Source organism: Actinoplanes sp. NPDC048796 (genome assembly GCF_040650035.1).
In the GTDB taxonomy this organism is placed as follows: domain Bacteria; phylum Actinomycetota; class Actinomycetes; order Mycobacteriales; family Micromonosporaceae; genus Actinoplanes.
On sequence record NZ_JBEZGO010000006.1, the window covers coordinates 395,099 to 416,754 of the forward strand.

Consider the following 21,656-nt stretch of genomic DNA (forward strand, 5'->3'; position numbering starts at 1 on the left):
CGATGCGGCTCTGGGCTTTCCTCGCCCTTCTGGCGCTGCTCGCCGGCCTGGCGGTCGTCGCCGCCCTGACGATCCCGTGGCATCGGTCGCCGTCCCCCCGGCCTGATCAAGTGGCGGCGCTCGGGTCTTTTCCCGCCGATCAGATCGAGCGTTCCCGGGCATTTCACGCCGCGCTCCGTCCCGGCTCCTACGGGTCGATGGCGATCGGCCTGATCGTCGCCCTGGTGCTCGGGCTCACGCCGCTCGGCGCGTGGATCGTGACGCAGGCGGGACGGCCGTTCGGCGGCCACTGGCTGGCCCAGGCCGTGCTCGGCGGCTTCGCCGTGGTGCTGGTGGCCGAGGTGGTGACGCTGCCGTTCGCCGCGTGGCGGCGGTCGATCCTCGTCGAGTACGCGATCTCGACCCAGTCCTGGGGCGCGTGGGCGGTCGACCTGCTCAAGTCGTGGGCGGTCGGCGCGGTGATCGGCGGGCTGGCGCTGGCCGGGTTCTACACGGTGACCCACTTCGCGCCGCGCTGGTGGTGGGCGATCGGGGCGGTCGGCGCGGCCGGCCTGGTCGTGCTGCTGTCCTTCGTGCTGCCGGTGCTGGTGGAGCCCGTCTTCAACAAGTTCACCCCGATGGCCGACGGCCCGCTGCGCGCCTCGCTCATGCAACTGGCCGAGCGCGACGGCGTACCCGTGAAGGACGTTCTCGTGGCCGACGCGTCGCGGCGTACGAAGGCCGTGAACGCCTACGTCTCGGGCATCGGGCCGACCCGGCGCATCGTCGTCTACGACACGATGCTGACCGAGGCCACACCGGACGAGGTGGTCTCGGTGACGGCGCACGAGCTCGGCCACGCCAAGGACGGTGACGTGCTGACCGGCACCCTCCTGGGCGCGCTGGGCACGGCCGCCGCGGTGATCGCGCTCTACCTGCTCGGCTCCTGGCAGTGGCTGCTCGGCCGGGCCGGCGTCGACACGATCGGCGAGCCCCGCGCCATCGCCCTGCTGCTCGCCCTGGTCACCCTGGCCGGGCTGGCCGCCGGTCCGGCGCAGGCGTTCGTCAGCCGCCGGATCGAGGCCCGGGCCGACACCCACGCGCTCGACCTGACCGGCGACCCGGCCACCTTCGAGGCGATGCAGCGCCGCCTCGGCACGGTCAACCTGTCCGACCCCGATCCGCCGGCCTGGGAGCACACATTGTTCGCCTCACACCCGTCCACCGTGGAGCGCATGGCCGCGGCCCGCGCGTACGCCCGGGGTGAGCGCTGATGTCCCGCACCCTGCTGATCACCAACGACTTCCCGCCCCGCCCCGGCGGCATCCAGCAGTTCATCCACAACCTGGCGGTCCGCCGCCCGGCCGGCTCCCTGGTCGTGTACGCCTCGACCTGGCGGGGCGCCGAGAAATTCGACGCCGAGCAGCCCTTCGAGGTGATCCGCGAGAAGACCGGCATCCTGCTGCCGACCCCCGCCGTCGCCAAGCGCGCCGCGGCGCTCGCCCGCGAACACGACTGCGATCGCGTCTGGTTCGGTGCCGCCGCCCCCCTGGGACTGCTGGCCGAGGGCCTGCGGCGTAACGCGGGCATCGAACGGGCGGTGGCGATCACCCACGGCCACGAGATCGGCTGGGCGGCTCTGCCCGGCGCCCGCCGGCTGCTGCGCCGCATAGCCCGCGGCAACGACGTGATCACGTACCTGGGCGAATACCAGCGCTCCCGGCTCGACAAGGCCCTGCACGGGCTGACCACTCTGGAACGCCTGGCCCCCGGCGTCGACGTGGACACGTTCCACCCCGGCGTCGACGGCGGCGAGGTCCGGGCCCGCCACGGCCTGACCGGCCGCCCGGTCGTCGTCTGCGTCTCCCGCCTGGTCCCGCGCAAGGGCCAGGACATGCTGATCCGGGCCCTTCCGACGGTGCTGCGCCGGGTCCCGGACGCGGCGTTGCTGCTGGTCAGCGGTGGCCCGTACCGCCCCAAGCTCGAACGCCTGGCCGGTGACCTCGGCGTGGCGAAAAGCGTGGTGTTCACCGGCTCGGTCCCGTGGTCCGAGCTTCCGGCCCACTACGCGGCCGGCGACGTCTACGCCATGCCGTGCCGCACCCGGGCCGCCGGCCTCGACGTCGAAGGCCTGGGCATCGTCTACCTGGAGGCCTCGGCCACCGGCCTGCCCGTGGTGGGCGGCGACTCCGGCGGCGCTCCCGACGCGGTCCGCCAGGGCGAGACGGGCTACGTGGTCGGCGGCCGCGACGTGCCGGCCCTGGCCGCCCGCCTGACCGACCTGCTGACCGACGAGGCCCTGGCCCGCAAGATGGGCCGGGCCGGCCGCGCCTGGGTCGAACAGGAATGGCGCTGGGAGTCCCAGGCCGCCCGCCTGGCTCACCTCCTGGACGAGGAGTCATGAGTGAATGGATCACTGTCCGTGATCGGACAGACGCGGATCGGGGATCGGGCGTAGGAAAGGTCTAGCGACGTCCGAGATGGAGCTTAGATGCGCGATGCCGACTCCGGCCAGGGCACAGCCGATGACGACGTACAGGTGGAGTTCGAAGATGGTGAGCTCTCCCTTCCGTACTGGCTGACCAGCACCGAAGAGGCCGCGAACACCTCCTTCTGGCAGATGCTCAAACGCCTGCCGCGACTGTTGCGGGAAGCCTCGCTGCTCGCCTGGCGGGCCGACTCGCGGACCACCATGGCGCTCGCCGTCCTGCAGATCGCGGGCGGCGTGGCCAGCGCGGTCGGCCTGATCAGCGTGGTCGGCGTCTTCGACGGGCTGCTGCAGGACGTGCCGACGCCCGACCGGGTGCGCGCCGCCGTGCCCTCGCTGCTCCTGGTCGTCGGGGCGGCCGCGGCGCGCGGGGCGCTGACCTCGGCCGCGGCCGCCGCCAACGGACGCCTCTCGCCGAAGGTCTACCAGGCGGCCGAGATGCGGCTGCTGACCCTGACCACGCAGGTCGACCTGGCCACGTTCGACGACGCGGACTGGCGGGACGCCATGGAGCGGGCCCGCGACCGGGGGATCTCGGCCGCCCAGCAACTCGTCGACCGGGTCATCGAGCTGGCGACCAACGTGATCGGGCTGGTCGCGGCGGCGGGCGTGCTCGCGGTGCTGCACCCGGTCCTGCTGCCACTGCTGGTGCTGGCCGTCGTGCCGATCGGGTGGGCGGCGGTGCGGTCGGCCCGGCTCGGCTACCGGCGGGTGCTGCGGCTCATCGCGGTGTGGCGGCGGCAGCGGATGCTGGCCGAACTGCTCGCGGCGCGCGAACCGGCCCCCGAGCTCAGGGCCTTCACGCTGCGGTCGTTCCTGCTCGAAGAAGTGCGGCGGCTGCTGGCGATCTCGACCAACGAGGAGATCAGGATCGCCACCCGGCAGGTGCGCACCACTCTGGTCGGCACCATGCTGAGCGCGATCGCGACGGCCTTCGCGTACGCGGTGCTGCTCTGGCTGCTGTGGACCGGGCGCATGGAGCTGGCGGCGGGTGGTGCGGCCGCGTACGCGATAAACATGGGCATCGGCAAGCTCAGCGAGATCGCCTTCTCGGCCAACCGGGTCTTCGACCAGGGGCTCTACTTCGCCGACTTCCAGGGCTTCTGCGAGCTGTCGCGCTCGCGGGCGGAACCGGCCGGCGGCGGCGAGGCGCCACCCTCCTTCCAGGAGATCTCGCTGCAGGCGGTCACGTTCAGCTATCCGGACGCCGACCATCCGGCCGTACGCGAGGTCAGCCTGACCCTGCGCCGCGGCGAGGTGATCGCGCTGGTGGGGGAGAACGGCTCGGGCAAGTCGACGCTGGCGACCCTGCTGGCCGGGTTGCACCGGCCGCAGCAGGGCCGGATCCTCTGGGACGGCGTCGACGCGGAAAGGCTCGACCCGGATTCGGTACGCCGGCAGGTGGCTGTGGTCATGCAGGAGCCGACGAGGTGGCCGCTGTCGGCCCGCGCCAACATCACGATCGGCCGCCACGACCGGCCCGCCTCGATGCCTGAGGTCCACGCGGCCGCCGGTGCCGGCAACGCCCACGAGTTCGTGATGGAGCTTTCCCGGCAGTACGAGACGTTGCTGTCCCGCCACTTCATCGACGGCGCCGACCTGTCGGGCGGCCAGTGGCAGAGGCTCGCGGTCAGCCGCGCGTTCTTCCGCGACGCGCCCCTGCTGATCTGCGACGAGCCCACGGCGAACCTGGACGCCCGGGCCGAGCACGACGTCTACCAGCGGCTGCGCGAGCTGGCCGAGGGCCGCACGGTCGTCCTGATCACCCACCGGATGGCGAGCGTGCGCGAGGCCGATCACATCTACGTCCTCGACCACGGCGCGATCGTCGAGCAGGGCGACCACGAGGAACTGATGGCAGCCGACGGCATCTACGCCCAGATGTTCACGTTGCAGGCCAGCGCGTACCAAATGGCCTGATCGCCGCCGCAGCCGTTCCATGGCACGCTAGCCCTATGGATTCGATAGGCTTGGTAGCCGTAGGCGCCGTGCTGCTGATCGGCACAGCGGTCGGCCTGTGGCGCCGCCGCACCGAGGGCCGCTTCCGCGACGTCGCTCCCGCTACCGCCCACACCGCGGCCGCTCGCACCGTCGCCGCTCGCACCGCGGCTGATCGCACCACGGCCGATGCCGCCACCACGGCCGATGCCGCAGCCACCGTTGCAGCCCTCGCCCCACGCGCCGCCGGCGGCACCAGCTCGGCCGCCGAAACCACAGCCGCCGCGATCACTCCAGCCGTCGGCTCTCCCGTCGCCACCGCCGGCCAAGTCGAGGGGGCGCGTGCCGATTGGCTCAGCCTCGCGGAGACTGGGGGAGTGGATATTGAGCGCGAGCAGTCGGCAGGCGGTGCGTACTCCGGCGGTGCCGCCTTTGGCGGTACAGGCTCCGATGGTGCGGGCTCCGGCAGTGCGGGCTCCGGCAGTGCGGGCTCTGACGGTGCGGGCGCTGGAGGTGCCGACTCAGACGTAGCGGGCTCCGGCGGTGCGGGCTCTGACGGTGCGGGCGCTGGAGGTGCCGGCTTAGACGTGGCGGGCTCCGGCGGTGCGAGCTTCGATGGTGCGGGCTCTGGCGGTGCGGGCTCGGGCGGCGCGCGATCCGGCGGTGAGCAGGGGCGTCGCGTGGTGCCGGATGCGCGGGAGGAACCGGGCACTGTCGAGGAAGGTGGCGCCGGCGCGGAGGGTGTGCGGCTCGGGCCGGAGCTGATGCGTGAGCTGGGGGTGGAAGAGGCCAAGGCGACGCTGTTGCAGTTCTCGTCGGCGTTCTGTGCGCCCTGCCGGGCCGTGCGCCGGGTCAGTTCCGAGGTGGCCGCGATGGTTCCGGGCGTCCGGCACGTGGAGGTCGACGCGGAGAGCCACCTCGAGGCCGTGCGGGCTCTGGGCATCTGGCGTACCCCGACCCTCCTCGTGCTCGACGGGGAAGGCCGCATCGCCAAGCGTGCCACCGGCGTACCGGGGAAACCGCAGTTGATCGCGGCTCTGGGTGCGGTACTTTGATGGGCTCATGAATCAGCGGGTTTTGATCACCGGCGCCACCGGTCACCTGGGATCGCGGGTGGCCGAGCACGCCGCCGGCGCGGGCTGGACCGTCGTCGGCACCTATCGGCACGCCGCCGGTGCGCATGCCGGGGAGCAACTGGACATTCGCGACGCCTCGGCGGTTCGCGAGCTCGTTCGGCGGGTTCGGCCCGCGGTCGTGATCCACACTGCCGCCGGGCGGGACGACTGGCGGGTCATCGCCGACGGCGCCGCCCACGTCGCGGCGGCCTCGGCGGCGCAGGGCAGCCGACTGGTGCACGTCTCCAGTGACGCGGTGTTCTCCGGGCGGGAGGTCGAGTACGACGAGGACGCGCCGCCCGACCCGCTCTACCGGTACGGGGCCGCGAAGGCCGCGGCCGAGACGGCGATCGCCGCCGTCGATCCCGCCGCCGCCGTGGTGCGGACCTCGGTGATCGTGGGCGACGGCCGCGGACAGCACGAGAACCTGACCCGCGATCTGATCGCCGGCCGGGCGCGGGGCGCGCTGTTCACCGACATGATCCGTACGCCGGTGCACGTCGACGATCTCGCCGCGGCCCTGCTCGAGCTGGCCGCCAGCGACTACCGGGGCGTGCTCAACGTGTCCGGGCCCGACGCGATCAGCCGGTACGACCTGGGCGTTCTCGTCGCGCGCCGGGAAGGTCTCGATCCGTCGCTGATTCCCGCGGCCACGCTCGCGGAGTCGGGCGCTCGCCTGGCCGCTGACGTTCGGCTGATCACCGAACGTGCCGCGTCCGTGCTGCGTACCCGGCTCCGGGGCGTCCGCGAGTTCATGCCCGTTTAGGCGCCGGTCGTCTCGGCCAGCTCCGGGGTGGGCGCGGCCGGGGCCGGCTCGGTCCGCGGGCGGGTCAGGCGGCGGGTGCCCGGCACCAGGAACTGGGTGGCGGCCGACAGGAACAGGACGGCCGCGCAGGCGGTGAGGATCGGTGACGTGCCGTACTTGGCCTCGAGCGGGCCGGCCAGCACGTTGCCGATCGGCATGGCGATGAACGAGGTCAGGTAGTCCCAGGAGGAGACCCGGCCCAGCATGCGCTGCGGCACCTGGTCCTGGATGGCCGTCTCCCAGGCGACGTCGAAGAAGATCAGGCCCGCGTAGCCGACGATCGCGCCCGCGATCACGGCGACGAGCTCGGCCGGCCACACGTACGCCAAAGCCCAGAGCGGCATCAGCAGCAGCGTCAGCCAGCCCGCCCGGAGCAGCCGCCGCGGCTTGAAGCGCAACGCGATCGCGGCGCCGATGAGACCGCCCAGCCCTTCGGCGGCGGCGATGAAGCCGGCCGCGGAGGGGCCGCCCAGGCGCTCGATGGCGACCACCTGCACCAGGACCAGGATGATGCCGTTGGCGATGTGGTAGACGGTCGCGCCGAAGAGCCCGAACATCAGCCAGTCGCGCTTACGGATCTCCCGCCAGCCGTCGCCCAGTTCGCTGAGCATCGAGGTGCGGGGTCCCCGCTCGGCCCGTACCCGCAGCAGCAGGGCGGCGATCGTCGAGGCGAGGAAGCTGAGCGCGTTGACGGTGAAACCGGCCGACGCGCCGAACGCGGCCACGGTGACGCCGCCCAGCGCCGGACCGGCGACCTGGCTGCCGGTCTGAAGCATGCTGATCGTGGCGTTCGCCGCCTGCCGTTTCTCGACCGGGACGAGCAGCGGGCGCAGCGCCCCGAAGGCCGGATCGAAGAAGCTGGCGGCGCCGGTGGAGATCGCGGCGAGGGCGCAGAGCAGCACGAGGTGGTAGCCGCCGCTGAAGAACATGACGGCCATGGCGCCGGCGGCCGCCATCCGGACCAGGTCGGAGGCGACCATGACCCGCTGCGGCTGGAGCCGGTCGGCCCAGACGCCGCCGAACAGGGTGCAGGCCAGCCGGGCCACGATCGACGCGGCCATCACCAGCCCGAGGTCGCCGGGGCCGCCGCCGGCTTTGATGACGGCGACGGCGAGCGCCACAGTCTGAAACCCGTTGCCGATCCAGGAGAGCGTCAGCCCGCTCACCAGCAGCCGAAAATCACTGATCCGTCGCATGAGACGAGACAGTAGTTCACCGTCTAACTATTCACAATCAAAAAATTAGACGTACGATGGTGAAGCGCGGGCCGAGGCGGGACGATCATGATCGGAGCGGCAGAATGGCCGGCATGGCGGAGGAGCGGGACAGCGTGGACCAGCATGTGGCACGGTGGGCGGCCTTCTGGAAGGACGAGCCCGCGTTCGTTCCCGAGGTCGAGGGGGCGCTGGTGCGGATGAGCTACATCCAGCGTGAGATCCGCCGGGCCGACTCGGCCGCGTTCGCCGAGTCCAAGGAGCTGACTTTCGAGGACTACAAGACGCTGCACGTGCTGATGGTTCAGCCGTGGCCGGTGGAGGCCACGCCGGCCCAGCTCGCCGAGGCGGCCAACGTGACCCGGGCTGCCATGACGAGCCGGCTCGACCGGCTCGTGGCGGCCGAACTCGTCACCCGGCAGCACGACGACACCGACCGGCGACGGGTGATCATCCGCCCGACGGCGTCCGGGCGGGCGGCGTGGAACAAGTACATCTTCGAGGGGATGGCCCGTGATCAGAAGGTGCTGGGCGCGCTCTCGCACGAGGAACTGATCCAGCTCAACGGGCTCCTGCGGAAGGTTCTGCTCGACCTCGAAAGTTGATCGAAATAGTGGGTGATGACACTCACGGGGCCGGCACGGCCGTACGGGTGCGAAGCTTCGGGACATGGAGCTCGATCCCCGGGGCCAGCGGTTCGCGGCCACACTGACCAGCATCGTTCTCGTCGTCGTGCTGGCGACCGGGTGGGGCTGGCTGGCGCTCGTTCAGACGATCATCTTCGCGGTCACCGCCGCCGATCCGCGGCGCGGCCCTTACTCGTACGTCTATCGGGCCCTGGTCCTGCCCCGGATCGGGCCGCCGGCCGAACGGGAGCCGGTCGCGCCCGTGCGATTTGCCCAATTAGTCGGTTTTAGCTTTTTGGCTGTCGCGAGTGTCGGCTACCTCAGCGGCGTGACCATGCTGGGCGTCGTCTTCACCGCCTTCGGCCTGCTGGCGGCCTTCCTCAACGCGGCCTTCGGCCTCTGCCTGGGCTGCGAGGCCTACCTGGCCCTCCGCCGCATGACGGCCAGAAAGGCCTGATCCGCGCGGGCGCGTGACGGCCAGAAACGCCTGATCCGCGCGGGCGCGTGACGGCCAGAAACGTCTGATTCGCGTGGGCGCGTGACGGCCAGAAACGTCTGATTCGCGTGGGCGCGTGACGGCCAGAAACGCATAAAGCCCGGTGGGGGAACCGGGCTGCATACGTACGGAAAAACCGGGGATCAGAACTTCGGCGCGTCCGGAGCCTCGAGCAGACCCAGTCGCAGCGCCGTCATCAGCGCCTGCGCGCGGTTGGCCGCGCCCAGCTTCTCGTACAGCTTGGAAATGTGGGTCTTGGCCGTCGACTCGGAGACGAACAGTTGCTTGGCGATGCCGGCGACGCTCATGCCGTCGGCCAGCAGGCGCAGCACCTGACCCTCGCGCGGGGACAGCTGCGGGCCGGACGGGGCGAGCCGGCGCTTCATGGCCTCGGCCAGGTCGGCCGCGGTGAACGCGCTCGGGGCCGAAGCCGCGTGCCGGGCGGCCGCCACGACCTCGTCGGCCGGTGCCGTCTTGGGGACGAACGCGCTCGCGCCCGCCTCGAGAGCGCCGAAGAGCTGGTCGTCACCCGCGTACATGGTGAGGACCACGATGCCCATGTTGGCGTTGTTCTTACGGAGGGCCTTGGTGGCCTCGAGGCCGCTGCCGTCGGGCAGGCGGAGGTCCATGATCACGACGTCCGGCTGCAACGCGCCGGCCTGGCGGACCGCCTCGGCGGCCGTGGCCGCCTCACCCACGACCTCGAACTGACGGTCGCGCTCGAATGCGTGTCGCAGCCCCTTACGAATCAAGTCATGATCGTCAACAAGGAGGACCTTGGTGCGCGTCGTCGGCGCCGGACTGGTCGACATGCTCGGGTTACTCCCCTTCTGGAGCGGAAACGCTATCCCGCACGCTATCGCGCCTGGCCGGAGAACCGAGCACTACGGCAACGGTTGTCCCGCTGGGGTGTCGCGGCGTGATCTTGAGTCGGCCCCGGATCCGTTCCGCCCGCTCGGCCATGATGGTCAGACCATAACGACCGTCCGGGCGGTCGTCCGCGAAGCCCCGTCCGTCGTCGGAGACCTCGATCTCGGCGTACGGGGGGTCGACGGTGCAGGTAACCCACAGATTAGAGGCTCCGGCGTGCTTGCGCGCGTTGGTGATCGCCTCCTGGGCGATGCGCAGCAACTCGGCCTCGGTCGCGGCGGGCAGCCGGGCCGTCGATTCGTCAAAAGTGAAGTGCACCCGCAGACCGGCCGAGGTGCCCAACGTACGGGCGTACTCGGCGATCGCGGCGGCCAGGCCGCCGTTGCGGTCCACCTCGGAGCGCAGTTCGAACAGGCTCAGCCGCAGCTCGGTGATCACCCGGGTCACCTCGGCGCGCAGCGAGCGCAGCTCCTCGGCCGTCTCGTCGGCGCCCTCGGGGAGGGTGGCCTGCGCGTTGTCAATGCCGTATCCGACCATGACAAGTTCCTGCGCGACCCCGTCGTGGATCTCCCGGGCGAGCCGCTGACGCTCCTCATTGGTGGCCAGCGACCGCACGTCGTCGAAAAGCAAAGCGGCTTCCAGCCGCAGGGCGGCGGGGTCGGTCACCCAGGTGACTTCACTGACGACGCTTGAGGGGTACGCGTTGGCGACATCCGTCTCGAGGATGACGAGCCCGATCGTCCGCACCCCGGCCACCAGCGGCACGACCAGCGACGAGGTGTCGCCCTTGCGGCCGGAACGAGCCTGCGACCGGTTCGCGGTCATCGGCTGCTGGGTGGCCCAGGCGTCGGCGATGGCCGAGTCGGCGTCCAGCGTCGTCTCCCAGTCGACCCGCTCGGCGCCGGTCTGCGCGAGCACCACGAGCCGGCCGCCGCCGCTGGCCGACAGAACCGCCGAGCGGTCGGCCGGGGTGATCAGCCGCAGCTCCTCGAGCAGGTGCTCGGAGATGCCGCCGGGGTCGAGGGTGGCGCCCGGCAACGACCGGGCGACGCTGCGCAGCTGGGTCAGCAGGCGGGTCGCTTCGGCGTACGGCTGCGGGGTCGGCTCACTGGGCTGCATCAGCTGGCGCATGGTGTCGGCCGCGAACGTTATGATCGCCCCGAGCACCAGCCACTGCCCGCCGGCGGCGAGGAAGCCGGGCTGGGTGATCGGGCTGACATCACCGATCAGGGTGCCGCCGACGACCAGCGCGACGGCCGCCACCCCGAGCAGGGCGGCGCCCTCGGTCGGCCGGCGGCGCAGGGCGGCGGTCAGGAGCGGAACCGTCAGGTACGGCAGGACGACCTCGGCGCCGAAGCCCGCGTCCAAAGTGCCGTGCGCCTCGGCCGCCGCGGCGATCGAGCCCGCGGCCAGACCCGTGATGGCGACCTCGGCGAACCGCCCGAGCGGCGCGAACAGGCGGTGCTCGGGGGCCAGGAACGCGGGCAGCGCGGCCACGACGAGCAGGGCTATCCAGCCGAGCTGCCGGACCTCGCCGGTGGCGATCAGGGTGAGCGCCGCGACCAGCGCGAGCATGACGATGCGCGCGGCCACCGCAAGCGGTTGGACGCGCGCGGAGACGCTGGCTAGGACCGGCACCTGACGGATGGTAGCCGCCCCGGCCGCGACCGGCTCGTGGCGCGGGGCCGTCGCCGAGAATGTCGTACCCAGGGGCGCGGGGCCGTCGCCGGGAATGTCGTACCGAGCGGGTAGCCTCCCGTGCATGGCGGACACCTCGACGCAGTCGATCCAGGTCCATGCGCCCCTCGACCGCGTGGCCGCGGTGATCAGCGACTTCCCGCGCTACCCCGAGTGGGCCGAGGCGATGAAGACGGTGGAGGTCCTCGAGGAGTACGAGGACGGGTACGCGGCCACGGTCCGGTTCGTGATCGACGCCGGGGTGATGGCCGACGACTACACCCTGGAGTACGCGTACGCCGACGACCTCAGCCGCATCGAGTGGCACCTGGTCCGGCCCTCGAAGACGCAGAAATCCCAGCGCGGCTCCTATGACCTTGCCGACGGTGGCGACGGCACGACCACGGTGACGTACACACTTGAGGTGGAGCTCTCCATCGGCATGCTCGGCATGTTCCGCCGCAAGGCCGAAAAGATGATCATGGACACGGCACTGAAGCAGCTCAAGCGCCGCGTCGAGAGCCTCCCGCCGAGCTGAGAGCACCACCGAGGAGCGCGACATGTCCGGTTCCGCCCGAGAGGAGGCCGAGCGCCTGGTCGCCACGGTCCTCGCCGCGATCTCCACCGCCACCGCCCCCTTCACCGGCCCAGGCAGCTCCGGCGGCAACCCGTCGAACACTTCCCCAGCCGACGGCGTCCAGAGCGGCCCACCCAGCGACGAGCCAAGCGGCGCGACCCGCGCCGAGGCGGCGGCTGGCTCGCCCAGCGCCGCGCCGGGTAGCGCGACCTACGGCGGGGCGGCGGCTGGCTCGTCCAGCGATGCGCCGGGTAGCGCGACCCACGGCGGTGCGGTGGCTAGCGGCGGTGCGGCGGGTAGCGCGACTAGCGGCGCGACCGGCGGTGCGGCGGGTAGCGCGACCGGCGGCGATGCTTTCGGGGGAGCGCCAGGTGGCGATTCGCCGAGCGGCGTGATTGGGGGCGCGGCAGGCGGCGATTCCTCCGGCGGCACTTCGCCGGGCCGAGAGGCCACCGGGTCCGGCGGCTGGTCTGGTGGGTTCGGCGGCTGGTCTGGTGGCTCCGGTGGCGGGCCTGACTGGGACCGGCTGGGCAGTGGGCTGGCTTCCATGATCCGCGCGGCGGGCGACCGCCTCGGGGACTTGGGCGGTTTGGGTGGCCCGGGTGGCGGCGACGATCGCGACGCGAGCGGGGACGCTCGGCGCGACGGGTGGTCCCGGGCGTCGCAAAGCGGGGCAAATCGCTCGTCCGGCTCTGGTCATTGGGCCACCGGCAGCCCGGAATGCTGTGTTTGCCCAGTGTGCAAGGCGATCGCGGCGACGCGGGACCCGAGCCCGATGGCGGCCGCCCGCCTGGCGAGCGGCGCGGGTGACCTCGCCACCGGCGTGGCCCACCTGATGCGCGCCTTTTCGGCGATGACGGGGGAGCGGCGCCGTCCTTCCGCTCGCCCCGCCTCCAAGACGGCGCGCCCCGGCAACGCCGACCAGACGTGGTCCTCGGCCACTCGTTCGGCAAACGCCAGGAACACCCCGGGCCAGGCCTGGACAGCCGCCACGAACGCCGACAAGACCGGCGACGCCTGGTCGGCGGCCACCACGGCGAGCGGTGGGCCGAGGACCGGTTCGAGCGGTGACGCGTGGTCGGCGGCCACCACGGCGGGTGCTGGGCTGGGGGCTGGTTCGAGCGGCGCGGCGGGTGCTGGGCTGGGGGCTGGTTCGAGCGGCGCGGCGGGTGCTGGGCTGGGGGCTGGTTCGAGCGGCGCGGCGGGTGCTGGGCCGGCGGCTGGTTCGGGTGGTGACGCCTGGTCGGCGGCGACGACGGCTAGTGCGGCTGCGGCGGCCGCTGAGCATGCGGCTGAGCTGAAAGTGCGGCGGGAAGCGGCGCAGCGGGCGGCCGCCGAGGCTGCCCGCCGGGTTGCCGAGGCCGCTGAGCAGGCGCGGGCGCGCCGGGAAGCCGAGGCCTCGCGGCTCGCGGAGGCTTCCGGGCGGGGCGCGGACATCGCGGGGGCTGCCGGGCCGGACGTGGGCGCGAGGGCTGCCGGGCGGGGCGCGGACGTTGCGGGGGCTGCCGGGCCGGACGTGGACGCGGGGGCTGCCGGGCGGGGCGCGGACGCTAGGGCCGGCGCGGGCGTGGGAGCCGGTGGGGCCGGTGAGCGGGGGCGTGGGGAGACCGGCGACACTGCGGGTGGGGTGGGGCGGGAAACCCGTACACCCCGAAGGTTTGATGTATGGGCCGCGGCCACCGCGGATGCGGGTGTTGCCGACGTGGCTTCAAGCACGACGGTGGATCATGATGAGGCGGGCGCGGAGGCGTCCTCGGACAGTGGGACCCGCGACGCCCGGGACGGTGGCGCGGAGTAATGGGACAGAGGGGACGGGCAGCGTGACGCTGACCATCGGAGTCGACGTCGGCGGTACCAAGGTTGCCGGTGGGGTGGTCGACGAGCACGGCACCGTGTTGGCTTCGAACCGCCGGGACACGCCCGCCGAGGACCCGGCCGGCACCCGGGACACGATCGTCGAGGTCGCCGCCGAGCTCGCCGCCGCCTATCCGGACGCCACCGCCATCGGAATCGGCGCCGCCGCCTGGATCGACGCCGCCGGCTCGACCGTGCTGTTCGCGCCGAACCTGGCCTGGCGGGACGAGCCGCTGCGCGACTACGTGAGCAAGGCCGTCGGCCTGCCCACCGTGCTCGAGAACGACGCCAACGTGGCCGCCTGGGCCGAGTTCCGGTACGGGGTCGCCCGGCACATGGACGACTCCATGGTGATGATCACCGTGGGGACCGGCATCGGCGGCGGCATCGTGCTGGGCGGCAAGCTGTGGCGCGGCGCCCACGGCATCGCGGCCGAGCTCGGCCACATCCAGTCTGTGCCCGACGGCCACCCCTGCGGGTGCGGGCGGCTCGGCTGCCTCGAGCAGTACGCCAGCGGCAACGCCCTCGTCCGGTTCGCCCGGGCCGGCGCCCGGCAGGAACCCGAGCGCGCCGCCCAGCTGCTCGAACTGGCCGGCGGCGACCCGCTCGCCATCACCGGGCGGCAGATCACCGAGGCCGCGCGGGCCGGCGACGGCGTCGCCCGGGACGCGTTCGGGCAGATCGGCTACTGGCTGGGTGTCGCCATGGCCGACCTCGCGCAGAGCTTCGACCCGCAGATCCTGGTGGTCGGCGGCGGCGTCGTCGACGCGGGTGACCTGCTCATGACGCCGACCCAGACCACGTACCGGGACCAGCTCAAGCAGCGCGGCCGCTTCCCGGTGGCCGAGCTGCACGCCGCCGAGACCGGCAACACCGCCGGCGTCGTCGGCGCGGCCGACCTGGCCCGGCGTCCCTGACCTCATGACCGGGCCCGCGCTGCGCGTCATCAGCTACAACGTTCACGGCCTGAAGGACGACCGGGGCGCCCTCGTGGACCTGGTCCGCGAGCTCGCCCCGGACGTCCTGGTCGTGCAGGAGGCGCCCCGGCGCTTCCGGTGGCGGCACCGCTGCGCCGCCCTGGCCGACGACCTCGGCATGGTGGTGGCCGCCGGCGGCCTGCCCGCGCTGGGCAACCTGCTGCTGGTCAACCTGCGGGTGCGGGTGCTCGACACGTGGGTGATGCGTTATCCGCTCACCCCGGGGCGGCACCTGCGCGGCGCCGTCTTCGCCCGCGGATCGGTGCGTGGTGGCACGTTCACCGTCGCCGGCTCGCATCTGGCCACCGACCCGGCCGAGCGGCCGGCTCAGGCCGCCCTCTGGAAAGAGGCGCTGGGCGCGGTCGACGGCCCGCTGATCGCGGCGGCCGACCTGAACGAGGGCCCGGGCGGCGGCGCCTGGCGTACGGTCGAGGACGGTCTGGTCACCTCGGCCGACAACCGGCCCACCTTCCCGGCCACGGTGCCGGCCCGGCGTATCGACGGGCTCTTCGTCAGCCCCGACATCGCCATCGACAAGTATGAGATCGTCGAGAACGACCGGGCCCGCCGGGCGAGTGATCATCTTCCGGTCGTCGCGGACCTGGTTCTGCCTTCCGAGTAGGCCCACTGGTCTGGCAATATCTCGGCCGTGCCGGACACCGAGATCGCCGACCGTCGAGACGCCGTCTGCGTCGTCGGTGCCGGCGCCAGCGGCCTCGCCGCCGTCAAAAACCTGCGTGAGCAGGGCTTCGAGGTCGACTGCTACGAGCGGGAGACGGGTGTCGGCGGCGCCTGGAACTGGCGGCACGACCGCAGCCCGGTCTCCGCGGGCACCCATCTGATCTCGTCGCGGCCGCTCACCGAGTTCCCCGACTTCCCGATGCCCGACACGTGGCCCGACTACCCGCGGCACAGCCAGGTGCTGTCCTATCTGGAGCGCTACGCCGAGCATTTCGGGGTGACCGGCGACGTCTGGTTCGGCACCGAGGTGGTCCGGGCGGTCCCCGTCGGGGACGGGCGCTGGGACGTGACGACCAGGTCGACCGGCGGCGGGTCCGAGGAGAGGATTCAGCGGTACGCCGGTCTGGTCGTCGCCAACGGCCACAACTGGTCGCCCGCGAAGCCCGAGATCCCGGGTGACTTCCGCGGGCAGGTGATCCACTCGGCCGCGTACAAGGGCCCGGCGCAGCTGCGCGGCAAGCGGGTGCTGGTGATCGGCGGCGGTAACACCGGCTGCGACATCGCGGTCGAGGCGGCCCAGCAGGCGGCCACGGTCTGGCATTCCACCCGGCGCGGCTACTGGCTGACACCCAAATACGTCCTCGGGCGCCCGGCCGACCAGATCACCGACCGTCTGTCGAGATTCAAGATCCCGTTTCCCGTACGCCGGTGGCTCCACCGCCGCATCCTGGCCCTGACGACGGGCGATCTGACGAGGTACGGCCTCCCGGTGCCGGACCACCGGCCGTACGAAAGCCATCCGGTCGTCAACAGCCAGCTCCCGTACTACCTGGGCCACGGCCGGATCACCCCCGTGCCGGACGTGACGGCCTTCGACGGCAAGGCGGTGGCGCTGGCCGACGGCACCCGGATCGAACCCGACCTGGTGATCACGGCGACCGGCTACCGCCCCCGCTTCGACTTCCTCGACCCCGAGCTGATCGACACCGACCCGGCCGGCCGCCCCGACCTGCACCTGCACGCCTTCGCCCGCAAGCACGCGACGCTGGCGGTGGTCGGTCTGCTCCAACCGGACGCCGGCCTGTTCCCGCTGGCCCACTGGCAGAGCGTGGCGGTGGCCCGCTGGCTGCGCCTGCGCATCGACGACCCGGCCCGCGCGGCCGCCGTACAGCAGAAGGAATCGGCCCGCCCACTGGCGTCATGGTCCCGCCGCCGGATGGTGCCGTCCCCACGCCACTGGTTCGAAGTGGACCACCTCGACTACCTCCGGGCCATAGACGGCCTGCTGCGCGAAATGGAGCCCGCCCGATGATCGAGCTCGGCCCGATCCGCTTGCGGGACTGGACTTCCCCCGTGGCGCCCCACCCCCGCGAGGTCTTGTCGCGCTTCCCTCGCACCGACGCCGAGCCTTCGAACCGCCCACCCGCCCACTTCGGCGGCTCCGACAGTTCCGCCCACGTCGACCATTCCGCCTACTCTGACCACTCCGTCTACGCCGACCATTCCGCCTACGCCGACCATTCCGCCTACGCCGACCACTCCGCCTACGCCGACCATTCCGCCTACGCCGACCATTGCGCCTACTCCGCCTACGCTGACCATTCCGCCCGCTGCGCCCATTTCGCCTCCTGCGCTTCCGCCTACTGCGTCGATTCCGCCCGTTGCGCCCATTCCGCCTACTCCGCGCATTCCGCCGATTCGCGTGGTGAGAAATCAGTAAATATCCTTTTTGTACCCGGCGGTGAATGGAGGCGCTGGCTTTGGGGCAGCCGCGTGTTGCTCGGGCGCCGCGGCACGGCCGAGCGGAGCGCCGGCGCTGGCCGCGGCGGTGTGGCTGAGCTTGGGCGCGGCGGTGAGGTCGAGGCTGGGCGCGGCACCGATGTCGGGCGTAGCGGTGAGGTCGAGGCTGGGCGCGGCGCCGATGTCGGGCGTAGCGGTGAGGTCGAGGCGGGGCGCGGCACCGATGTCGGGCGTAGCGGTGAGGTCGAGGCGGGGCGCGGCACCGAAGTTGGGCGTAGCGGCGAGGTTGAGGGCGGGCGCGGTGGCGCGTCTGAGCATGGGCGTGGAGGTGAGGCTGAGCCCGGGCGAGGCGCCGGTGTCGGGCGTGGCGGTGAGGTCGAGGCAGGGCGGGGCGCTGGCGTTGAGCGCGGCGGTGTGGGGGCAGCCGAGCGGGGCGCTGGCGTTGAGCGCGGCGGCGAGGGCGACGCCGGGCGCGACGGCGGAGCCCGGGCCGGCCGTCGGGATGTCGGTGCGGGAAGGCTTGGCGGCCGGGCCGGGGCCGAGGCTGTTGCTGAGCACTGGCTGGGGCGGGCGGCGGAGCGCGGCTACGCGGCGCATGTTCTGGTGCCTCGGGGCGGCGGTGGGCTGCGCGAGCATGTGCATGATGTCGTTCAAGTGGCGGCTTCGCTTCCGGCGCGTGTGGTTCTGGTCGGGCATGGTGAGGGTGCGCGCGTGGTCGCGTACGCCATGGGGCGTTATCCGGCGAAAGCCGGGGTTCTGATCTGTCCGGTGATGCGCGACAAAGTGGCGCCGCGGGTGGTGGGCCGGGCGCCGGTGCTTGTCGCCGGGAGCCCCGACGATCGGGTGGTGGGTATGAAAGGGCTCGAGCGGGTGGCGGGGCTCTACGGGGCGGCGCCGTTGCTCTTTCCGGGGCTGCGCCACGATCTGGTGCTGGACGCCGAGCCGATCGGGGCCGTTCTCGACTGGCTCGACAAGGAGAGTGTCGTCAGGTAGTCCTGGGCCCAGGCGTGGATGTCGTGGACGGTCAGGTACTGGCGCATGGCGGCCATCCGGCGGGCCAGGTCGGCCGGGGCCGCGCTCGTCGCGTGCAGCAGCGTGTCCTTCAAGCCGTCCACGTCGTGCGGGTTGACCTGGAAGGCGTCCTCCAGTTCGGCCGCCGCGCCCGCGAACTCGCTCAGCACCAGGGCGCCCGTGTCGTCGCGGCGGGCCGCCACGAACTCCTTCGCGACCAGGTTCATGCCGTCGCGCAGCGGCGTCACGACCATGACGTCGGCCGTCTGGTAGAGGGCGGCCAGGTCGGCCCGGTCGAACGGCTGGTTCAGGTAGTGGATGGCCGGCTCGCCGACCCGGCCGTACTCGCCGTTGATCCGGCCCACCTCGCGCTCGATCCGGTCCCGCAGCGCCCGGTACGTCTCCACCCGTTCCCGGCTCGGCACCGCCACCTGCACCATCACCGTGTCGCGGACCTCGATCCGGCCGTCGCGCAGCAACTCCGAATAGGCCGTCAGCCGATGCTCGATGCCTTTCGTGTAGTCGAGGCGGTCGACGCTGAGCAGGACCTTCTTCGGCGACCCGAGGTCGTGCCGCAACTTCTTGGCCTGATTGATGACGTACGGGCGAGCCGACAGCGACCGCATCTCGGCCACGTCGATCGACACCGGGAACGCTCCCGTGCGTACCACCCGGTCCTCGAGGACGATCGCGTCGTCCGCGCCCTCCGCCCCCAGCAGTTTCGCCGCCAGCTGGGCCACGTTGTGGGCCGCCTGCGGGCGCTGGAAGCCGACCAGGTCGGCCCCGAGCATTCCGCGCAGCAGCTCGACCCGGCGGGGGAGCTGCATGAACAACTCCGGCGGCGGGAACGGCACGTGCAGGAAGAATCCGATCAGCAGGTCGGGCCGTAGCTCCCGGAGCAGTTGCGGCACCAGCTGCAGGTGATAGTCCTGCACCCAGACCGTGGCGCCGGGCTCGGCCACCTCGGCCGCCGCCTCGGCGAACCGGCGGTTGACCGCCCGGTACGTCTCCCACCAGCCCCGATCGAAGACCGGCGGCTCGACCGCGTCGTGGTAGAGCGGCCACAGTGTCGAGTTGGCGAATCCCTCGTAGTAGCCGCGCGTCTCGTCCTCGTCGAGGACCACCGGGTGCAGCCGCAGGGTGCCCAGATCGGCCGGCGGCCGGGCCTGGCCGACCGTTCCGTCCCAGCCCACCCAGGTCGCCGGGGTCTGCTGGAGGATCGCGTGCAACGCTCCGGCCAGGCCGCCGGGACTTCGGCGCCACTCGCACGCCCCGTCCGGGGCGGCGCTGTCATCGAGCGGAAGACGGTTGGCGACGACGACCAGTGAGCTCTGGCGCATCACCGAAGGTTACCGGACGACTACCGGTGATCTATAGCGACGGTGGTCTATACAACAGCGCCGTCGTCGTAGTCGTCGTCCTCGTCGTCACCGGAGCGCAGCCGCCAGACCAGCATCACGGCGCCGGACACGATCGCCGCGAAGCCGAGGACCGTCACGTAGTCGCGGTCGATCGGCAGCAGGCGCGGAAAAAGGAAGAGCACGAAGCCGACCACCACGCCGAGCACGCCGAACACCGCGTACTTCGAGATCTTGGGCAGCGGCGGGGGAGGAGGCGGCGTGTACCGCTCGTCCTCGTCATCGTCGTCCGGGTTGTCGGGCAGGTCGTCGAGGCCGTCGAGCACCGACGGATCGACCTTGTCGGTGCGCCGCCGGTTGAGCGAGACGCCGGAGAAGTCGGCCGCCGACTGGAGCCCGCCCAGACGCGGCGGCTCCTTGGGCGGCGCGTCGATGCCCTCGGCCTCGGGCCAGGGGGCCGCGGTCGGATCGACCGTCGTGTGGAAGCCGGCCACGATCTTGGCCCATTCGGCCTCGATGTCGGGCTCGGCCGTCGGGTCCTCGGGCGGGGTGGGCAGCGCGCCGCCGGTCACCTTGTGCAGATGTTCGCGGGCCGTGTCGAGGTGGGCCCGGTCGACGAAGAGCCGGTCGGTCGGCCGCGCGGGCAGGGTGGTGGCGCGCAGGATCGGGTTGAGATCGGCCGTCGGCTGCAGGTACGCGGCGATGCCGCCGGCTGCCAGCACGTCCAAAAGGTGTTCACCGACGCGCGGATCCACGTCGCCCGCGGCCGCGTAGTCGGCCGCGTCGAGTCCGTTGTCCCGCCGTCCCCGGCGAGCACCACCCGCTGTCACTCCTGCACACTCCCTCGCCCGACCGTGCCTTGAATGGTGACACGACATGGACCGGTTGCGGGAGTGCGTTGTGGCGCGCCGTCCCGCTTCGTACGCTTCCTCTGCGCCTCGATGTCCCGGAAGTCCAGGAAAGGACGCCGTGTTCTACTGGCTGCTCAAGTACGTGGTTCTCGGACCGCTTCTCAAGTTGCTCTTCCGCCCCGAGGTGCGCGGCCTGTCCCACCTGCCCCGGAACGGCCCGGTGATCCTGGCCTGCAACCACCTGTCGTTCTCCGACTCGATCTTCACACCCCTCATGGTGGATCGCAGGGTGACCTTCGTCGCGAAAGCCGAATACTTCACCGGCAAGGGGATCAAGGGCTGGCTCATGCGGCAGTTCTTCGCGGGCACGGGGACGATCCCGGTCGACCGTTCCGGTGGCAAGGCCGCCCAGGCGGCCCTCGAGACCATGCTGAGGGTGCTGCGCGAGGGCGGCGTCGCCGGCATCTACCCGGAGGGCACCCGCTCGCCCGACGGCCGGCTCTACCGGGGCAAGACCGGGGTGGCCCGGCTCGCCCTGGAGAGCGGCGCCGTGGTGGTGCCGGTCGCGCTCCTCAACACCGACGAGATCCAGCCCACCGGCACGCTCATTCCCAAGGTCCAGCGCGTACGGATGCGCTTCGGCGCCCCGCTCGACTTCTCCCGCTACGCCCAGTCGAAGGGCGACCGTTTCGTCGAACGGGCCATCACCGACGAGATCATGTACGAGCTGATGGCCCTCTCCGGCCGCGAGTACGTAGACGTGTATGCCTCGTCGCTGAAGACCTCGATCGAGGCCCCTAGCTCACCATCCCGGCGCGGCGCCGGAGTGCCGGAAGGTCGGTGACGACGATGCGGCGGCCCTCCGTGCGGAGCCAGCCGCGGCTGGCGAAGGAGCCGATGGCCTGGTTGACGCTCTGGCGGGAGCCGCCGGCCATCTCGGCCAGCTGACTCTGGTTGAGCTCGATCGTGATCATCGGAGCTTGGCTCTCGCCCGCGAGCCGGACCAGGGTCTTGGCGACCCGGCCGGGCAGGTCGAGGAAGACGTGGTCGGTGTTCTGCTCGGTGAGCCGGCGGATCAGCGCGCCCACCGACCGCATGACGGCGTCGAGGATCCGCGGGTTGGAGTGCACCAGGTCCATGAAGGCGGCCCGGGACAGGGTCAGCGCCTGGCAGTCCTCGATCGCCTCGGCCGAGGTGCTGCGGGTCGAGGCGTCCAACAGGGACACTTCGCCGAGTACGCCCGGTGGCCGCACCACGGTCAGGACGGCCCGCTCACCGGTCGGTGCGGTGCGGAAGATCGCCACCGCGCCGCGCCGCAGAATGATCAGTGACTCGCCGGGATCGTTCTCGACGAAGAGGATCTGTCCTTTTCGGTACGTCCGTGGCACGGCGGCCGCGA

20 protein-coding genes and 1 pseudogene are annotated in these 21,656 nt (G+C 72.0%); 13 read left to right on the plus strand and 8 right to left on the minus strand.

The annotated features are described in order from the left end of the window. Window positions 1–2 precede the first annotated feature (2 nt). The 5 genes from AB0C26_RS26365 to AB0C26_RS26385 all read left to right on the plus strand — a co-directional run bounded on the left by AB0C26_RS26365 (window position 3) and on the right by AB0C26_RS26385 (window position 6,286). Complete coding sequence (locus AB0C26_RS26365) at window positions 3–1,253, plus strand: M48 family metallopeptidase (RefSeq protein ID WP_360252730.1); 1,251 nt, start codon at window positions 3–5, stop codon at window positions 1,251–1,253. Further along, complete coding sequence (locus tag AB0C26_RS26370; RefSeq protein WP_360252733.1) at window positions 1,253–2,383, plus strand: glycosyltransferase family 4 protein; 1,131 nt, start codon at window positions 1,253–1,255, stop codon at window positions 2,381–2,383. Before AB0C26_RS26365 ends, AB0C26_RS26370 begins: the two co-directional genes overlap by 1 nt. A gap of 87 nt (window positions 2,384–2,470) precedes the next feature. Next, window positions 2,471–4,387: an ATP-binding cassette domain-containing protein gene (locus AB0C26_RS26375; RefSeq protein ID WP_360252736.1), complete on the plus strand. Its 1,917-nt coding sequence runs from the start codon at window positions 2,471–2,473 to the stop codon at window positions 4,385–4,387. Between the two features lie 68 nt (window positions 4,388–4,455). Then, the gene (locus AB0C26_RS26380; protein ID WP_360252739.1) at window positions 4,456–5,460 is read left to right on the plus strand and encodes a thioredoxin family protein; all 1,005 of its coding nucleotides are present in this window, start codon (window positions 4,456–4,458) and stop codon (window positions 5,458–5,460) included. A 7-nt stretch (window positions 5,461–5,467) separates the two neighbouring features. After that, window positions 5,468–6,286, plus strand: a complete 819-nt coding sequence (locus AB0C26_RS26385) for a sugar nucleotide-binding protein (RefSeq protein WP_360252742.1) — start codon at window positions 5,468–5,470, stop codon at window positions 6,284–6,286. Here the strand turns inward: AB0C26_RS26385 and AB0C26_RS26390 are convergent. Next, window positions 6,283–7,521 carry an MFS transporter gene (locus tag AB0C26_RS26390; RefSeq protein ID WP_360252745.1) on the minus strand — a complete coding sequence of 413 codons (1,239 nt, stop codon included), beginning with the start codon at window positions 7,519–7,521 and terminating at the stop codon, window positions 6,283–6,285. The genes AB0C26_RS26385 and AB0C26_RS26390 overlap by 4 nt on opposite strands. 113 nt (window positions 7,522–7,634) lie before the next feature. On the opposite strand from AB0C26_RS26390, the gene AB0C26_RS26395 reads away from it, so the two are divergent. Continuing rightward, the gene (locus AB0C26_RS26395) at window positions 7,635–8,144 is read left to right on the plus strand and encodes a MarR family transcriptional regulator (RefSeq protein WP_360252748.1); all 510 of its coding nucleotides are present in this window, start codon (window positions 7,635–7,637) and stop codon (window positions 8,142–8,144) included. Window positions 8,145–8,208: 64 nt separating this feature from the next. Next, on the plus strand, window positions 8,209–8,622 hold the full coding sequence (locus tag AB0C26_RS26400; protein WP_360252751.1) for a DUF4395 domain-containing protein: 414 nt from the start codon (window positions 8,209–8,211) through the stop codon (window positions 8,620–8,622). 182 nt (window positions 8,623–8,804) lie between these two features. Here AB0C26_RS26400 and AB0C26_RS26405 read toward each other — a convergent pair whose 3' ends face one another. After that, on the minus strand, window positions 8,805–9,473 hold the full coding sequence (locus AB0C26_RS26405; protein ID WP_020512124.1) for a response regulator: 669 nt from the start codon (window positions 9,471–9,473) through the stop codon (window positions 8,805–8,807). 7 nt (window positions 9,474–9,480) lie between these two features. Then, the gene (locus AB0C26_RS26410; protein ID WP_360253158.1) at window positions 9,481–11,106 is read right to left on the minus strand and encodes a GAF domain-containing sensor histidine kinase; all 1,626 of its coding nucleotides are present in this window, start codon (window positions 11,104–11,106) and stop codon (window positions 9,481–9,483) included. A 187-nt stretch (window positions 11,107–11,293) separates the two neighbouring features. Here AB0C26_RS26410 and AB0C26_RS26415 point away from each other — a divergent pair, with 187 nt between their 5' ends. Next, the gene (locus AB0C26_RS26415) at window positions 11,294–11,746 is read left to right on the plus strand and encodes an SRPBCC family protein (protein WP_360252755.1); all 453 of its coding nucleotides are present in this window, start codon (window positions 11,294–11,296) and stop codon (window positions 11,744–11,746) included. 735 nt (window positions 11,747–12,481) lie between these two features. Here AB0C26_RS26415 and AB0C26_RS26420 read toward each other — a convergent pair. Next, window positions 12,482–12,877 carry a hypothetical protein gene (locus AB0C26_RS26420; RefSeq protein ID WP_360252758.1) on the minus strand — a complete coding sequence of 132 codons (396 nt, stop codon included), beginning with the start codon at window positions 12,875–12,877 and terminating at the stop codon, window positions 12,482–12,484. 728 nt (window positions 12,878–13,605) lie between these two features. Between AB0C26_RS26420 and AB0C26_RS26425 the strand changes: the two genes are divergently transcribed. The 3 genes from AB0C26_RS26425 to AB0C26_RS26435 are packed head-to-tail and all read left to right on the plus strand — an operon-like array spanning window position 13,606 to window position 16,609. Then, window positions 13,606–14,556 (plus strand): ROK family glucokinase, encoded by a 951-nt coding sequence (locus AB0C26_RS26425; protein ID WP_360252761.1) that lies wholly within the window; start codon window positions 13,606–13,608, stop codon window positions 14,554–14,556. Window positions 14,557–14,560: 4 nt separating this feature from the next. Further along, entirely contained in the window at window positions 14,561–15,238 is a 678-nt protein-coding gene (locus tag AB0C26_RS26430) for an endonuclease/exonuclease/phosphatase family protein (RefSeq protein WP_360252764.1), read from the plus strand. A 27-nt stretch (window positions 15,239–15,265) separates the two neighbouring features. Then, window positions 15,266–16,609 (plus strand): NAD(P)-binding domain-containing protein, encoded by a 1,344-nt coding sequence (locus tag AB0C26_RS26435; protein WP_360252767.1) that lies wholly within the window; start codon window positions 15,266–15,268, stop codon window positions 16,607–16,609. A 401-nt stretch (window positions 16,610–17,010) separates the two neighbouring features. Here AB0C26_RS26435 and AB0C26_RS26440 read toward each other — a convergent pair whose 3' ends face one another. Beyond that, complete coding sequence (locus AB0C26_RS26440; protein ID WP_360253190.1) at window positions 17,011–17,691, minus strand: hypothetical protein; 681 nt, start codon at window positions 17,689–17,691, stop codon at window positions 17,011–17,013. Between AB0C26_RS26440 and AB0C26_RS26445 the strand changes: the two are divergent. Then, window positions 17,572–18,030: pseudogene (locus AB0C26_RS26445) on the plus strand (alpha/beta hydrolase); the annotation flags it as partial. The gene AB0C26_RS26440 and the pseudogene AB0C26_RS26445 sit on opposite strands and share 120 nt — an antisense overlap. Here the strand turns inward: AB0C26_RS26445 and AB0C26_RS26450 are convergent. Next, entirely contained in the window at window positions 17,919–19,388 is a 1,470-nt protein-coding gene (locus tag AB0C26_RS26450; protein ID WP_360252770.1) for a trehalose-6-phosphate synthase, read from the minus strand. The pseudogene AB0C26_RS26445 and the gene AB0C26_RS26450 sit on opposite strands and share 112 nt — an antisense overlap. A gap of 47 nt (window positions 19,389–19,435) precedes the next feature. Then, window positions 19,436–20,236: a DUF308 domain-containing protein gene (locus tag AB0C26_RS26455; RefSeq protein WP_360252773.1), complete on the minus strand. Its 801-nt coding sequence runs from the start codon at window positions 20,234–20,236 to the stop codon at window positions 19,436–19,438. 139 nt (window positions 20,237–20,375) lie between these two features. Between AB0C26_RS26455 and AB0C26_RS26460 the strand changes: the two genes are divergently transcribed. Beyond that, window positions 20,376–21,101, plus strand: a complete 726-nt coding sequence (locus tag AB0C26_RS26460; protein ID WP_360252776.1) for a lysophospholipid acyltransferase family protein — start codon at window positions 20,376–20,378, stop codon at window positions 21,099–21,101. On the opposite strand, the gene AB0C26_RS26465 is transcribed toward AB0C26_RS26460, so the two are convergent. Beyond that, window positions 21,055–21,656 (minus strand): Crp/Fnr family transcriptional regulator (locus AB0C26_RS26465; RefSeq protein ID WP_360252779.1); only part of this gene is annotated, 602 nt, incomplete at its 5' end. The genes AB0C26_RS26460 and AB0C26_RS26465 overlap by 47 nt on opposite strands.

What these genes read in the sequence shown, in the direction of transcription:
- AB0C26_RS26430 (WP_360252764.1), top strand. Translation starts at nt 14,561, where the DNA reads ATGACCGGGCCCGCGCTGCGCGTCATCAGCTACAACGTTCACGGCCTG.
- AB0C26_RS26385 (WP_360252742.1), top strand. Translation starts at nt 5,468, where the DNA reads ATGAATCAGCGGGTTTTGATCACCGGCGCCACCGGTCACCTGGGATCG.
- AB0C26_RS26400 (WP_360252751.1), top strand. Translation starts at nt 8,209, where the DNA reads ATGGAGCTCGATCCCCGGGGCCAGCGGTTCGCGGCCACACTGACCAGC.
- AB0C26_RS26405 (WP_020512124.1), bottom strand. Translation starts at nt 9,473, where the DNA reads ATGTCGACCAGTCCGGCGCCGACGACGCGCACCAAGGTCCTCCTTGTT.
- AB0C26_RS26365 (WP_360252730.1), top strand. Translation starts at nt 3, where the DNA reads ATGCGGCTCTGGGCTTTCCTCGCCCTTCTGGCGCTGCTCGCCGGCCTG.
- AB0C26_RS26390 (WP_360252745.1), bottom strand. Translation starts at nt 7,521, where the DNA reads ATGCGACGGATCAGTGATTTTCGGCTGCTGGTGAGCGGGCTGACGCTC.
- AB0C26_RS26395 (WP_360252748.1), top strand. Translation starts at nt 7,635, where the DNA reads ATGGCGGAGGAGCGGGACAGCGTGGACCAGCATGTGGCACGGTGGGCG.
- AB0C26_RS26375 (WP_360252736.1), top strand. Translation starts at nt 2,471, where the DNA reads ATGCGCGATGCCGACTCCGGCCAGGGCACAGCCGATGACGACGTACAG.
- AB0C26_RS26415 (WP_360252755.1), top strand. Translation starts at nt 11,294, where the DNA reads ATGGCGGACACCTCGACGCAGTCGATCCAGGTCCATGCGCCCCTCGAC.
- AB0C26_RS26410 (WP_360253158.1), bottom strand. Translation starts at nt 11,106, where the DNA reads ATGCTCGCGCTGGTCGCGGCGCTCACCCTGATCGCCACCGGCGAGGTC.
- AB0C26_RS26370 (WP_360252733.1), top strand. Translation starts at nt 1,253, where the DNA reads ATGTCCCGCACCCTGCTGATCACCAACGACTTCCCGCCCCGCCCCGGC.
- AB0C26_RS26450 (WP_360252770.1), bottom strand. Translation starts at nt 19,388, where the DNA reads ATGCGCCAGAGCTCACTGGTCGTCGTCGCCAACCGTCTTCCGCTCGAT.